13 protein-coding genes and 1 tRNA gene are annotated in these 14,058 nt (G+C 66.5%); 10 read left to right on the plus strand and 4 right to left on the minus strand.

Annotated features, from left to right (window positions below):
* Positions 1 to 158 precede the first annotated feature (158 nt).
* The 10 genes from KYC_RS09205 to KYC_RS09250 all read left to right on the plus strand — a co-directional run bounded on the left by KYC_RS09205 (position 159) and on the right by KYC_RS09250 (position 9,812).
* Positions 159 to 1,136: an NAD(P)H-quinone oxidoreductase gene (locus tag KYC_RS09205; protein ID WP_008161268.1), complete on the plus strand. Its 978-nt coding sequence runs from the start codon at positions 159 to 161 to the stop codon at positions 1,134 to 1,136.
* A 205-nt stretch (positions 1,137 to 1,341) separates the two neighbouring features.
* The gene (tpiA, locus tag KYC_RS09210; protein WP_008161269.1) at positions 1,342 to 2,088 is read left to right on the plus strand and encodes a triose-phosphate isomerase; all 747 of its coding nucleotides are present in this window, start codon (positions 1,342 to 1,344) and stop codon (positions 2,086 to 2,088) included.
* Between the two features lie 21 nt (positions 2,089 to 2,109).
* Positions 2,110 to 2,598, plus strand: coding sequence for a preprotein translocase subunit SecG (gene secG / locus KYC_RS09215; RefSeq protein WP_008161271.1), 489 nt, complete (start codon positions 2,110 to 2,112; stop codon positions 2,596 to 2,598).
* An 80-nt stretch (positions 2,599 to 2,678) separates the two neighbouring features.
* Complete coding sequence (locus KYC_RS09220) at positions 2,679 to 3,617, plus strand: LysR substrate-binding domain-containing protein (protein WP_008161273.1); 939 nt, start codon at positions 2,679 to 2,681, stop codon at positions 3,615 to 3,617.
* An 86-nt stretch (positions 3,618 to 3,703) separates the two neighbouring features.
* On the plus strand, positions 3,704 to 5,101 hold the full coding sequence (gene hglS, locus KYC_RS09225) for a 2-oxoadipate dioxygenase/decarboxylase HglS (RefSeq protein ID WP_008161274.1): 1,398 nt from the start codon (positions 3,704 to 3,706) through the stop codon (positions 5,099 to 5,101).
* Positions 5,098 to 6,291 carry an alpha-hydroxy acid oxidase gene (locus tag KYC_RS09230; RefSeq protein ID WP_008161277.1) on the plus strand — a complete coding sequence of 398 codons (1,194 nt, stop codon included), beginning with the start codon at positions 5,098 to 5,100 and terminating at the stop codon, positions 6,289 to 6,291. The genes hglS and KYC_RS09230 overlap by 4 nt, the downstream gene beginning before the upstream one ends.
* A gap of 85 nt (positions 6,292 to 6,376) precedes the next feature.
* Complete coding sequence (locus KYC_RS09235; protein ID WP_008161279.1) at positions 6,377 to 7,366, plus strand: Bug family tripartite tricarboxylate transporter substrate binding protein; 990 nt, start codon at positions 6,377 to 6,379, stop codon at positions 7,364 to 7,366.
* Between the two features lie 139 nt (positions 7,367 to 7,505).
* A tRNA-Leu gene (locus KYC_RS09240) sits at positions 7,506 to 7,590 on the plus strand.
* 323 nt (positions 7,591 to 7,913) lie between these two features.
* A complete protein-coding gene (locus KYC_RS09245; protein ID WP_043517990.1) occupies positions 7,914 to 9,059 on the plus strand; it encodes a glycosyltransferase family 4 protein in 1,146 nt (381 codons plus the stop codon).
* Between the two features lie 66 nt (positions 9,060 to 9,125).
* On the plus strand, positions 9,126 to 9,812 hold the full coding sequence (locus tag KYC_RS09250; RefSeq protein WP_008161286.1) for a YrbL family protein: 687 nt from the start codon (positions 9,126 to 9,128) through the stop codon (positions 9,810 to 9,812).
* Between the two features lie 4 nt (positions 9,813 to 9,816).
* Here KYC_RS09250 and KYC_RS09255 read toward each other — a convergent pair whose 3' ends face one another.
* The 4 genes from KYC_RS09255 to KYC_RS09270 form a co-directional block, all read right to left on the minus strand.
* Complete coding sequence (locus KYC_RS09255; protein WP_008161289.1) at positions 9,817 to 10,446, minus strand: helix-turn-helix domain-containing protein; 630 nt, start codon at positions 10,444 to 10,446, stop codon at positions 9,817 to 9,819.
* Between the two features lie 121 nt (positions 10,447 to 10,567).
* The gene (locus KYC_RS09260) at positions 10,568 to 12,022 is read right to left on the minus strand and encodes an N-acyl-D-amino-acid deacylase family protein (RefSeq protein ID WP_008161291.1); all 1,455 of its coding nucleotides are present in this window, start codon (positions 12,020 to 12,022) and stop codon (positions 10,568 to 10,570) included.
* A gap of 21 nt (positions 12,023 to 12,043) precedes the next feature.
* Positions 12,044 to 13,042 (minus strand): ABC transporter ATP-binding protein, encoded by a 999-nt coding sequence (locus KYC_RS09265; RefSeq protein WP_008161293.1) that lies wholly within the window; start codon positions 13,040 to 13,042, stop codon positions 12,044 to 12,046.
* Positions 13,043 to 13,050: 8 nt separating this feature from the next.
* A complete protein-coding gene (locus KYC_RS09270; protein ID WP_008161295.1) occupies positions 13,051 to 14,052 on the minus strand; it encodes an ABC transporter ATP-binding protein in 1,002 nt (333 codons plus the stop codon).
* Positions 14,053 to 14,058 lie beyond the last annotated feature (6 nt).

Below are 14,058 nucleotides of genomic sequence, written 5' to 3' on the forward strand. Positions count from 1 at the left end.
CTGCTGGGGTAGTGCTGGGACTTGGCCTTGCCGCTATGCGCAGGCCGCCGGGCAGTCGCCCCGCGATCCGGCCGTCTGGCAGACATTCTGCCTGAACGGAAACGCGATATCCCGTAAAGGGCGCAATAATAATCCATTTGCTGCGAAGGAGGCACGCGATGCACGCTGTTGAAATCTCCCGCCCCGGCGGCCCGGATGTCCTGGTCCCCGTGGAACGTCCCACGCCCGAAGCCGGCGCCGGCGAAGTCCTGATCAAAGTGAGCGCCGCAGGCGTCAACCGTCCCGACGTGTTCCAGCGCAAGGGCAACTATGCGCCGCCGCGCGGCGCGTCCGACCTGCCGGGCCTGGAAGTGGCCGGCGAGATCGTGGGCGGCGACCTGGCGGGCAGCGGATTTGCCCTGGGCGACAAGGTCTGCGCGCTGGTGGCGGGCGGCGGCTACGCCGAATACTGCGTCGCGCCGGCCGCGCAGTGCCTGCCCATCCCCAAGGGCCTGTCCGACATCGAGGCCGCGGGCCTGCCGGAAACCTATTTCACCGTCTGGAGCAATGTGTTTGATCGCGGCCGGCTGGCCGAAGGCGAAGCCCTGCTGGTGCATGGCGGCGCCAGCGGCATCGGCACGACGGCGATCCAGCTTGCCCGCGCGATGGGCCACAAGGTGTACGCCACGGTCGGCAGCGATGACCGCGCGCGCGCCGTGGAGGCGCTGGGCGCCGACAAGGGCATCAACTACAAGACCCAGGACTTCGTGAAGGAAGTGCTGGACGCGACCGGCGGCCGCGGCGTGGATGTGATCCTGGACATGGTGGCCGGCGACTACATCGCCCGCGACATGCAGTGCCTGGCCGACGACGGGCGCATCGTCATCATCGCCCAGCTGGGCGGCTCGCACGCCAATGTGGACACGGCTCAGGTCATGCGCCGTCGCCTGACTATCACCGGCTCCACCCTGCGTCCCCGTCCCGTTGCCTTCAAGGGCGCCATTGCCCGCGCCCTGCGTGAGCAGGCCTGGCCGCTCCTGGAAAATGGGGCCATCAAGCCCATCGTGCACGCCACGTTCCCGCTGGCCGAGGCTTCCAAGGCGCACGCCATGATGGAAAGCGGTGAAAACATCGGCAAAATCATCCTGACAATGTAAGAAACGCGCGGCGTTCGGCGTATCGCCGCGCAACAGGATACAATCTCGGGTTTCGCCTGGAATTTTTTCCAGGCAGGCCCGTGGGCGGTTGCCGCACAAGGCCCCTGATTCGTCTCCCAGCCTGGATTTCCAGGCCGGACTTCCGGACAGGGCGCGCGTTGTGCTGGTTTTTCCGCTTCAGACAAATTCGCCAAACAAATTCGCCATGACTTCAGTCGAAAACCGCGCCCGCCTCGTGCTGGGCAACTGGAAGATGCACGGCAACCTGGCCGAGAACGCCGCGTTGCTGACCGAGCTTCGCGCCGCGGATGCTGCGAGCCACTGCGAAATCGGCATCTGTGTTCCGTTCCCGTACCTGGCGCAGGCCGCTTCGGCATTGACCGGCAGCAGCGTCTCCTGGGGCGCGCAAGACGTCAGCGCGCACGAAAAGGGCGCGTACACGGGCGAAGTGTCCGGCGCCATGCTGAAGGAATTCGGCTGCCGCTGGGCGCTGGCCGGCCACTCCGAGCGCCGCGTGCTGCACGGTGAAACCGACGAAGCCGTGGCCGCCAAGGCCCAGGCCGCGCTGGCCGCCGGCCTGACCCCCGTGGTGTGCGTGGGCGAGTCCCTGGCCGACCGCGAAGCCGGCAACACGCTGGCCGTCATCGAACGCCAGTTGAAGCCTGTGCTGGCCCTGGGCGCCGACGCCGTTTCCCGCATGGTCCTGGCCTATGAGCCCGTCTGGGCCATCGGCACCGGCCGCACCGCCAGCCCCGAGCAGGCCCAGGAAGTCCACGGCGCCATCCGCGCCGCGCTGCGCGCCCTGGGCGCCGCGCAGGTGCAAGTGTTGTACGGCGGCAGCGTGAAGGCCGCCAACGCCTCCAGTTTGTTCGCCATGACTGATATCGACGGAGCCCTGGTCGGCGGCGCGTCGCTCGTGGCCGATGAGTTTTTGCGAATTGCCGCCATCTAAGTTTCCGTTCCGGAGTCTGTAATGCCCCTGATGCTCAAAATCCTGCTGGCCGTCCAAGTGATCTCGGCGCTGGCTATCATCGTCCTGGTCCTGCTACAGCAGGGCAAAGGCGCCGACATGGGGTCCGCCTTCGGCAGCGGCTCGTCCGGCAGCCTGTTCGGCGCCACCGGCGCGGCCAATTTCCTGTCGCGCGCCACCAAGTGGGCCGCCGTGGTCTTCTTCGCCTCCACCGCGGGCCTGGCTTATGTCAGTCACAAAGGCACCAGCGGCCCGGCCGTCGATTCCGGCGTGATGCAAAGCTTCCCGGCCGACCGTTCGGTTCCGCAAGCGCCGGGTTCCTCGGTGCCCGCCGCTCCCGGCGCCTCGTCGGTGCCTGGCGCTTCGTCGGTCCCCGGCGCAGCCCCGGCTCCCGCCGCCAAGCCCGACGCGTCGGTGCCGGCCGCACCCGCCGCGCCTGCCGCACCGGCTGGCGAAAAGCCGGCGGAAACGCCCGCCGCACCGGCGAAGTAAGAGGGCAGCAGGAAAAGAGGCCGGCGCATGCCGGCCTTTTTTTACGCTTGCAGCAATGTAGCGATCCGCGTGGAGGCCCCATGGAAAAGCGTTTGATGCCGTCGATGATGGCGCTTCAGTGTTTCGAGGCGGTGGCGCGGCACATGAGCTTTACGCGCGCGGCCGAGGAACTGCACATGACGCAAAGCGCGATCAGCAAGCAGATCGCGCAATTGGAGGGGCTACTGCGCAATCCGCTGTTCCTGCGAGTGCGGCGCCGCCTGCAGCTGACGCCCGCCGGGGCGCTCTACCAGTCCGAGGTCAGGGCGATCCTGAACAAGGTGGACATGTCCTCGCGCGCCATCCTGACCTACGGCAGCGAAACCCAGGTGTTGACCATCGGCACCCAGCCCACGTTTGGCGCGCGCTGGCTCATCCCGCGCCTGCAGCGCTTCATGGCCGCGCACCCGGACATCCAGGTGAAGGTGCGCAGCGAAACCCGGCCGTTCGACCTGATGCAGGCGAAGATAGATATCTCGTTCTTTTTCGGCCACGGCACGCTGCCCGGCGCGCAATGCCGAGAACTGTTCGAAGCCGACGTGGTGCCGGTATGCGCGCCCGGATTCCTGCGCGGCGACAAAATCGCCAGCCTGGGCGAACTGGGCCAGCAGACGCTGATCCAGTGCGCTTCGCGCCCCGAGGCGTGGCACGACTATTTTTCCCATCAGCAGTTCCAGTCCGACCGCAGCTACCACGGTCCGCGCTTCGATACGTTCTACATGTGCGTACGCGCGGCCGAAGGCGGCTGCGGCATCGCGCTGACGCCGCGCCTGCTGGCCGAGGAAGAGCTGCAGGCCGGCAAGCTGATCATTCCCTGGGATTACGTGCAGCCCAGCGGCGGCGCGTACTTCGTCGCCTATTCCGAACACTCGGCCGAGGTGCCGAAAATCAAGCAGTTCGTGACCTGGGTCGAAGACGAAGCGGGGGCCGCGGGACGCCCGACAGGACCGGCGGCTGCGGTCCATGAAAAAACGGACTGATTAGGCCGAATTTTTTCATTTGATTGCGCCCCGCCGGGCGTGATTTCATGCGGGCCATCCTTGTTTACCGATGCGTCAAGCCCGCCATGAGTCAGAGTTTCGTTAATCCCGATCAAATCCGCGCCTGGTTCTCCCGCGCCATGTCCGACATGTACAAGCAGGAAGTGCCGCTGTACGACACGCTGCTGGACCTGGTTGCGCAGGTGAACGCCAAGACGATGGCCGAGCAGCCCGAACTGGCCGCGCAGTTGTCGCGCACCGGCGAGATCGAGCGCCTGGACATCGAGCGCCATGGCGCGATCCGCGTGGGCACCCCCGAGGAACTGTCCAACATGCGGCGCGTGTTCGCCGTCATGGGCATGCAGCCCGTGGGCTACTACGACCTGTCGCCCGCAGGCGTCCCGGTGCATTCCACGGCGTTCCGCGCTACCCACGAAGCGGCGTTGCAGGCCAGTCCGTTCCGCGTGTTCACGTCGCTGCTGCGCCTGGAACTCATCGACGACGCCGGCCTGCGCGAAAAGGCGGCCCGCATCCTGGCGGCGCGCCAGATCTTCACTGACCGCGTGCTGGCGCTGACCGCCTGTTTCGAGACGCAAGGCGGCCTGAACGAGGCTGACGCGCGGGAATTCGTCGCCGAGGCCTTGCACACCTTCCGCTGGCACAGCGAGTCCACGGTCAGCCTGGACGACTATCGTGAACTGCACGGCCAGCACCGCCTGATCGCAGACGTGGTGGCCTTCAAGGGGCCGCACATCAATCATCTGACCCCGCGCACCCTGGACATCGACGAAGCGCAGGCCGAGATGCCCCGGCGTGGCGTGTCGGCCAAGGCCGTGATCGAAGGCCCGCCGCCGCGCAAGTGCCCGATCCTGCTGCGCCAGACCAGCTTCAAGGCGCTGGAAGAACCCGTGCGTTTTGCCGGCGCGGACGGCGTCTCGTCCGTGGGCAGCCACACGGCCCGCTTCGGCGAGATCGAGCAGCGCGGCGTGGCGCTGACCCGCAAGGGGCGCGCTCTATACGACCAGTTGCTGGACCTGGCGCGCAGCCGGATCAGCGGCGCGCCCAACGAAGGCAACGCAGCCGCCTACATGCAGAACCTGCAGGACTGCTTTGCGGCGTTTCCGGACGACTACGCGCAACTGCATGAGCAGGGGCTGGCCTATTTCCGCTATTTCCTGACCGGCAAGCAGGGCGAGCCAGGAACGGCGGACCTGCACGCGCTGATCGCGCAGGGCTACATCCAATTCGAGCCGCTGGTGTACGAAGACTTCCTGCCTGTCAGCGCCGCGGGCATCTTCCAGTCCAACCTGGGCGACAAGGCGCAGGCCGAGTACGCGCAGAACGCCAGCCAGGTTGCCTTCGAGCAGGCCCTGGGCGCGCCGGTGAAGGACGAGCTGGCGCTGTATGAAGACACGCAGGCGCGGTCGCTTGCCGCCTGCCAGCAGGCGCTGGGCGCGCAAGCCGGTTCGCCGGTGGCCGCATGAGCCGCCTGGACCGCTGCCTGTCGGTGGGCGACTTTGAACGTGAAGCGCGGCGCATCATGCCGCGCTGCGTCGAAGGCTACATCTGCGGCGGCACCGAAGACGGCGAGTCGCTGGCCGAAAGCCTGCGCGCCCCTCGCGGCATCGGCTTTCGTCCGCGCGGGCTGCGTGTCGTGGACCAGCGCAGCAGCCAGGTCAGCCTGTTCGGCGAGGACTACGCCATGCCCGTCGGCTTCGCGCCCACCGGGTTTTCGGCCATCGTCATGCACGAATGCGATCTGGCGCTGGCGCGCGCGGCCCAGGACGCCCGGATTCCCTTCATCATCAGCGGCGCCTCCAGCGTGCCGCTCGAACGCCTGCAGGAAGCCACCGGCAACCGCTGCTGGTACCAGGCCTACCTGCCGGGCAATATCGAGCGCATCGGCAAGCTGATGGCGCGGTTGCGCCAGGCCCGCATTCCTGTCCTGGTCGTGACCATCGACACCTGCGTCGGCGCCAACCGCGAGAACCTGCAGCGCCTGGCTTTCACGGTGCCGTTCAAGATGAGCGCAAGGGTCGTCCTGGACGGCATGCTGCATCCGCGCTGGACCCTGAACGTTTTCATGCGCACGCTACTGGGCAGCGGCGTGCCCCGTTTCTCGAATCTGTACGAGGACATCGGTCCGCCGATCACGCAGGACCCGCCCAACGGCTTTCGCGGCGAACGCGACAAGTTGTCGTGGGAACACATTCGCTGGATCCGCGACAACTGGCCCGGCAAGCTGGTGCTGAAGGGCGTCATGCATCCCGACGACGCGCGGCTGGCCTGCGCGGCCGGCGCCGACGGCGTGATCGTGTCGAACCACGGCGGCCGCCAGCTCGACGGCTGCATTTCGCCCTTGCAGGCGCTGCCCGACGTCGTGGCGGCGGTGCCGCCTGGCTACCCCGTGATGGTCGACGGCGGCTTCCGGCGCGGTTCCGACGTGCTCAAGGCGGTGGCGCAGGGCGCGCGCATGGTATTTACCGGCAGGCCTCAACTCTTCGGCGCGGCGGTGGCCGGCGCCGCCGGCATCCGCAAGGTGGCCGATATTTTCCGCAGCGAAATCTCGACCAACATGGCGCTGCTAGGCTGCGGCACGCTTGCCGACGTCACACCAGACCTGATCGCGCCGGTGAGCGCGGCTGGTTCCTGGCGGCCACAGGCCGCCGCGTAATCCCCGCCGGGCCGGCAGGCCCGGACAACAACAAAAAATGGCGCGCACGTCCCGTCGCGCCCGATCGTTCTCAAAAGGAGGAAACATGAGAAAAATCTATTCCAGGCTGGCTGGCGCAGCCGCGGTGCTGGCGTGCTTCGCGTCGGGAGCCGTCCAGGCTCAGGCGAACGCCTATCCAACCAAGCCGGTCCGTCTGGTCGTGGGCTATGCCCCCGGCGGCACGACCGACATCAGCGCCCGCATGATTGCGGATGTGCTGGGCAAGGAATTCGGCCAGACCTTCGTCGTGGAGAACAAGCCCGGCGCCAACAGCAATATTGGCGCGGAATCTGTCGCCCGCGCGCCCGCCGACGGCTACACCCTGTTCGTGGGGTCGATCTCCACCGCGATCAACCAGTCGTTGTATTCCAAGATGTCCTATGACGCCCTCAAGGACCTGGACGCCGTCGCGCTGCTGAATGTGGTGCCGAACATCCTGGCGGTCAATGCCAACGTGCCGGTCAAGACCGTCCAGGAGTACATCGACTACGCCAAGAAGAATCCCGGCAAGCTGACCTGCGCGTCGCCCGGCAACGGCTCGTCCGCCCACCTGGGCTGCGAGCTGTTCAAGATGAAGACCGGCATCGACATCCTGCACGTGCCGTACCGCGGCAGCGGCCCGGCCGTGGCCGACCTGCTGGGCGGGCAGGTGGATTCCATCTTCGACAACCTGCCGCCGCTGCTGCCGCACGTGCGCGCCGGCAAGCTGACCGGGCTGGCCGTCACCACCGGCAGCCGCGTCCCGTTCGCCCCCGAAATCCCGACCATCGCCGAATCCGGCGTGCCGGGCTTCGACGTGGCGGCCTGGTTCGGCCTGTTCGCCCCGGCCGGCACCCCGCCGGAGATCGTGCAAAAGGTCAACGCCGCCATCAACAAGGCGCTGACGTCTGATCCCGCCCTGGCCGCCAGCTACCAGACCAATGGCTTCCTGCTGCCCCCGCCGCCCAACACCCCGCAGGCATTCAAGGCCTTCATGGAAAGCGAAACCCGCAAGTGGGGCGAAGTGGTCAAGGCGACGAACCTGCAGATCAACTGATCGGACGGTCCCCGCGGCGGCGTCATCGGCCGGCCCTGGGGACGCTTTCACGGATAAAACGGGACGGGTTCCCCGCATTCCGATTTACGTGATAGAATGCTCGACTTTCCAGGAAGGTATGCCTTTCTGGGATGGTCAAGCCGACGTGGTGAAATTGGTAGACACGCTATCTTGAGGGGGTAGTGGCGAAAGCTGTGCGAGTTCGAGTCTCGCCGTCGGCACCAGAATTCCTCGCAAATAACCCGCAATCCTCGCAAGGGGGTGCGGGTTTTTTGTTGCCTGGAGCAGCCGTAGACCGAGCGAACCGTGACCTGGACGCAACGAAAAGCGGCGCTTGACTGGTGGAAAACACATTTCCAGATTGGGAAACAACGGGCTTAGCCGCCAGCTGCGCAGCAACAGCGCGGATATTTCGGCGAATTTCGCTTCGCCGGCGGCCGATCGGCGCTTGTGCCGCCGGGGTCGCGCGAATACCATGTTGCCACTACGCCATCAAGACTCCAGGCAACCATTCGTTCAGGTCGAAGTGTTGCCTTCATATTTCCCTATGTCTTCTGAAAATCCACGATCTTTGCGCATCGCCCATGCCGAAGCCGCTTTAGGCTTTGCCGGCCAGGAACGCCGAATCCTCAAAGAAATGCAGGCCATGCGTGATCGCGGGCATCACGTGGAACTGATATGCCGGCCAGAGGCGAAACTCGTCCAGGCTGCAACCGAGGCGGGAATCACTGTCCATACGCTGCGCATGGGGGGCTTGATGAACCTGCTGCGCGGCGCGCCGCAGGTGGCCCGCATTTTGCGCAAGGGGCGCTTCGATGTCCTCAATACCCATAGCCGCATTGACACGCTGCTGGCCGGTATGGGGGCTCGCATGGCGGGCACGCCTTTGATCGTACGTACGCGCCACTTGACCAATCGCGTCAATTCCATGCTGGCGTACACCTGGATTCCGCATCGGATCACCACGGTCAGCAATCATGTCCGGGGATACCTGATCGAGCGCGGCGTGCCTGCAGCGCGGGTGGAGACCGTCTACTCGCCCATCAAGTTGCCCCCGCCCGATCTTCGATCCGGCCTGCGGGAAGAGTTGAACCTGCCCGCCAATGCCATCGTGGTGTGTTGTGTCGCCATTCTCAGGGCCACCAAGGGACACCGCGAACTGATCGAAGCGCTGCGGCCCTTGATGGCGGAGCGGCCTGAGGTGCACCTGGTCCTGGTCGGCAACGGATCGCCGTTGTTCGAGCAACTGCAGGCGCTCATCACGGAAATCGGACTGGCCGATCGCATCCACATGCTGGGATTCCGGAATGACGTGCACGCCATTCTGGCCGGCAGCGACATTTTTGCCCTGGCTACGCAGAAAGAGGCGTCGGGCACGGTATATGTCGAGGCTGCAGCCGCCGGCCTTCCCGTCGTCGGCGTCGACGTTGGCGGCGTCAGCGAAATGGTCAATGACGGCGAGACGGGCATCCTGGTGCCGGCAGGCGATGTCGTGAAGCTCAGGGAGGCCCTGGCCAGCCTGATCGACGATGACAAGCTGCGGGCGCGCATGGGAGAGGCGGGCAGGCGCATGGCGTATGCCGAGGGAAAATTCTCCCTGGCGGGGCTGGGTGCTCGCACCGAACAGGTTTACGAAGCATGGCTCGCGCAGCGCGGATCCCCGGGCTTGGCCGCGATGCAGCAGTCAAGCTGAGGGATCGACATGTTGAATGTATCCGTCCGGAAAAAAGTGGCCAACGCGGCGACCTCCTTGGGGGGTATGGAAGTCATGCTTCAGCAGAAGTTCTTCCCCGTAACGTCATCCGACCCGTTCGAGGTCCTGGACTTGAGACCGCTCGCCATTGCCGCGGCAGGCAGCGAGCGTGATGTGTACCTGCACCCCACCGACACAGCCCTGCTCATCAAAACCGTCAACTGGGCCCGCAGCAGCCAGATTCACCGCAAGCGCCATTGGTACAAGCGTTTCCAGCGCGAGGGCGGCAATCGGGTCATCATCGCCGAAACCGTCGAGTACATAGCGACTTCGACCCGGCAATCCGCCATCACGGGCAATTCGCTGATGGCGCGCATCTTCGGCTTGGTGTTGACGTCGAAGGGGCTGGGTCTGGTGGTGGAGCGTATCGTCGACGCGCATGGAAATCTGGCGCCCACCCTGAAAGAGGTGGTGGCGCGGCAAGGATTCAATCCAGAGCTTCGCCGCCGCGTGGAAGAGTTTGTCATGGCGCTGATCGACGCCCACGTCATCTTCAACGACGTGAGCGCCAGCAACATCGTCGTGGGCTTCAATGCCAGCGGGCGGGAAGGCCTTTACCTGGTGGACGGATACGGTTCCAAGCAACTGATTCCGGTGTATTCCTGGAGCAAGGCGCTGAACGCCCGGCGTATCCTGCGCAGATACGACAACATGGCTAAGAAGCTCATGGCGGCGAGCGACCGTCTGAAGTAAGGGTTCAGCCCTTCAAGCGCTCCGGCACATCCTCCATATCGCTGCACACCGCCAGCACCTCGGCCGGCTTCCGGCTCAGCGACAGATACACGTGTCCGATGCTGCTGTCGAAATACGCCGACTCCAGCCGGCTGAGCACGACGCTGTCGCCGTTTTCAAACTGGATGCGGACCTTGCCGGACAGCACCACGACGAATTCCTGCCCCGGGTGACGGATGTAGTCTTCGAATTCCACCACCTTGCGCGAGTCGATCATGGCGACCATCGGCAGCATCTTCTTGCCGGGGTATTCGCCCATCAGCAGGCGATAGTGGTAGTTCTCGGTGATGTAGTCGCGGGCGTCGCTGAGCCTGTTCTTGACGTAGGTGGGCGCGACGGCGGCCTGGGAGGCGTCGCGCAGCATGAACATGCGGGTCATGTCGATGTCGAGCGCGCGGGCCAGGGCGGCGAATTTTTCGTAGCTGAGGGCGATCTGCCCGAGTTCGGCCTTGGACAGGGTCGATACCGCAATGCCGCTGGATTTGGACAGCGCCTGCAGGGTCATTTTCCTGGCCTTGCGCTCGGCGCGCAGGCGGGCGCCCATTTCTTCCTTGCCCACGATTTCGGGCGGGGATGTATTGCCGGTTGGGGCCATGTGGCGGTCTGGCTTCTAGGGTTGAGGGCTGGGGCAGGGCCCGCAAGCCCCGCCGCGTCTAGCCGGATTGTAAGGGCTGGTCTGGTTCAGGCGGCCGGCCAGGCGCCGGTGCGTTCGGCGATCATGCGGCGCTCCGGTGCAATACGCGGCCGGCGTGCTGCCCGGTGAAGGCCTGGTCTTCCCAGACCGGGGCGCCGTTGACGAAAACCGAATGAATCCCGGCGGCGCGTTCGGTGGGGCGCTCGAAGGTGGCCGCATCCGCCACGGTGGCGGGGTCAAAGACCACCAGGTCGGCGTAGTAGCCGGGCTGCACCTGGCCGCGTTCGGCAAGGCCGAACTTGGCGGCGGTCAGGCCCGTCATCTTCCAGACGGCGGTTTCCAGCGGGAACAGGCCCAGGTCGCGCGAGTAGTGGCCCAGCACGCGGGGGAAGGTGCCCCATAGCCGGGGATGCGGACGCTCGTCGTGGGGCAGACCGTCCGAGCCGATCATGGTGGGGCCGAATTTCAGGATGCGCTGCACGTCGGGCTCGTCCATCATGAAGTAGATGGCGCCCGCAGGCTGCAGGTCTGGCACCACGTCGTATTTGGATTTGCCGCGTTCCGCCGCGACTTCGTCCAGGTCGCGCCCGCTCAGTTCGGGATAGGGCTTGCACCAGGTAATGATGGTGCGGCCGGCCAGCAGCACGCGGTCCTGCTTGAGCATGGTGGAGCCCGCCACGTAGGGATAGGCGTCCAGCGAGACATCCTGCCTGGCCATGGCGGCTTCGATCAGGGGCAGGGTTTCCTGGGACCGACCGAAGTTGGGCTGGCCCATCACCTTGTGGTGGGAAATCACCACGGGCACGTCCAGTTCTCGGCCGATGCGGAAGGTCTCTTCCAGCGCCTGCACGATGTGTTCGCCCTCGTCGCGCATGTGCGTGGCGTAGATGCCGCCGTGGGTGTTGAGCGGACGGCAGACTTCGATGATCTCTTCGGTGGTGGCGCGAGCCGCGGGCGGGTAGAAGGTGCCGGTCGAGATGCCGATGGCGCCGCTGGCCAGGGCGTCGTCGGCCAGCGCCTGCATGGCCTGCACTTCGTCCGGGGTGGCTTCGCGCTGCAGGTCGGGCATGACGGCGGCGCGCAGCGTGGAGTGGCCCACCATGCAGGCGGCGTTGACGGCGGCGGGGGTGGCGCGCAGCGCGTCCAGATAGTCGGAGAAGCGCTCGAAGCGGTAGGAGCCGCCTTCGTCCAGCAGGTCCAGCGGCGCGGGCGGGTTGGCGTGGGCCAGCGGCGCGAGGCTGATGCCGCAGTTGCCGGTGACGACGGTGGTGACGCCCTGCGAGATCTTGGGCGTCATGTCGCGCCGCCTGAGCAGGTAATTGTCGTCGTGCGTGTGCGAGTCGATGAAGCCGGGGGCGACCACCTTGCCCGACACGTCGATGCGGCGGCGGGCGGCGCTGGCGGTCAGGTCGCCGACGGCGGCGATACGGTCGCCGCGCACGCCCACGTCGGCGCGCTGGCCGGGGGCGTTGGTGCCGTCGATGACGGTGCCGCCGGCAAGAATGTAGTCAAACGGGGTGGCGTCGTGCTGGGACATGCGTTTCTCCGGCGGATAGGGTCAGGCAAAGTGGCAGGCAACCTGCTGTTCGGCGGCGACTTGGCGGGGCAGGGGGGCTTCTTCGGCGCAGCGCGGCTGGGCCATCGGGCAACGGGTGCGGAACGCACAGCCCGACGGCGGGGATAGCGGGCTGGGGATTTCGCCCTTCAAGACTTCGACCGGCGTGCGCTCGCCCTGGCGGGCGGACGGTACGGCCGCCAGCAGTGCGCGCGTGTAGGGGTGGGCCGGGCGGTCGAAGATGGCGTCGCGGGTGCCGATCTCCACGATCTTGCCCAGGTACATCACGGCCACGCGGTGACTGATGTGGCGCACCACGCTCAGGTCATGGGAGATGAACACGTAGGTCAGGCCCAGGTCGCGCTGCAGGTCCATGAGCAGGTTGATGACCTGCGCCTGGACCGACACGTCCAGGGCGGACACCGGCTCGTCGCAGACGATCAGGCCGGGGTCCAGCGCCAGGGCGCGCGCGATGACGATGCGCTGGCGCTGTCCGCCCGAGAATTCGTGCGGATAGCGGTCTGCGGCGTCGGGGCGCAGGCTGACGCGCGCCAGCAACTGCGCCACGCGTTCGCGGATGGCGGCGCGGTCGTGGCCGAAGTTGCGCAGCGGCTCGCCGATGATGTCGCGCACGCGCATGCGCGGGTTCATAGAAGAGAACGGGTCCTGGAAGATGAATTGCATGCGGCGGCGCATGGCGCGCAGCTGGCTGCTGTTCATCGTCGCCAGGTCCTCGCCTTCCAGCAGGATGCGGCCTTCGGTGGGATCGGTCAGGCGGATCAGGCACTTGCCGGTGGTGGACTTGCCGCAGCCGGATTCGCCGACCAGGCTCAGCGTCTGGCCGCGCGGGACCGACAGCGAAATGCCGTCGACGGCGCGCAGCACCCTGGCGCCGCCGCCGCTGTCCACGGGGAAGTGCTTCTTCAGGCCGATGACTTCCAGCATGGGGACAGCGGTGGCCGCGGGCGCGGAAGAGGCAAGGGGGATGTCGTGCAGGTTCATGGCGGGTCTCACGCGGTCAGGGCGGCGGGCTCGGCCTGCCGGGCCCAGCACCAGACGCGGTGGCGGGCGCCGGCGTCGGTGGCGGATGGGGCCTCTTGGGCGCAGCGCGGCAGCGCCTGCGGGCAGCGCGCGGCGAAGGCGCAGCCGCGCGATTCGGGCGTTCTTACGGGGACGATGCCGGGCAGCTCGGCCAGCCGCGCCGTGTGGTCCTGGCCGTCCACGAAGTCCGGCAGCGACCGGATCAGCGCCTGCGTGTAGGGATGCTGCGGGCGGTCCAGGACGTCGTCCACGCTGCCTTCCTCGACCTTGCGGCCGGCGTACATCACGATCACGCGCTGGCACATCTGCGCGACCACGCCCAGGTCGTGCGTGATCAGCACGATGGCCGTGCCCAGCCGCGCCTGGATGTCGCGCAGCAGGTGCAGGATCTGCGCTTGAATGGTCACGTCAAGCGCCGTGGTGGGTTCGTCCGCGATCAATACCTTCGGCTGGCAGGCCAGCGCCATCGCGATCATTGCGCGCTGGCGCATGCCGCCCGAGAGCTGGTAGGGATATTCGCGCACCCGGCGCGCCGGATCCGATATCTGCACCAGGTCCAGCAGCGCTTCGGCCTGCGCCAGCGCGTCGCGGCGCGACAGGCCCTGGTGCAGCATGAGCGACTCGCTGATCTGCTTGCCCACCGTGATCACGGGGTTCAGCGAGGTCATGGGTTCCTGGAAGATCATCGAGATCTGGTTGCCGCGGATGGCGCGCATGGTCTTCTCGGGCAGCGCCAGCAGGTCGCGGCCGTCGAATTCGATGCTGCCGCCCGCGACGCGGCCGGGGGCGCGCAGCAGGCGCATGATGGACAGGGACGTGACGCTCTTGCCGCAGCCGGATTCGCCGACCAGACCCAGGGTTTCGCCGGGCAGGAGGTCGAACGAGAGCTTGTCGACGGCCAGGACGGTCGTGTCGTCGCCGTCGAAACAGGTGGTCAGGTCATGCACGCGCAGGACGGGATCGGGTTGCATGTGCGC

Origin of the sequence: Achromobacter arsenitoxydans SY8 (assembly GCF_000236785.1) — a bacterium.
Classification (GTDB): domain Bacteria; phylum Pseudomonadota; class Gammaproteobacteria; order Burkholderiales; family Burkholderiaceae_B; genus Achromobacter; species Achromobacter arsenitoxydans.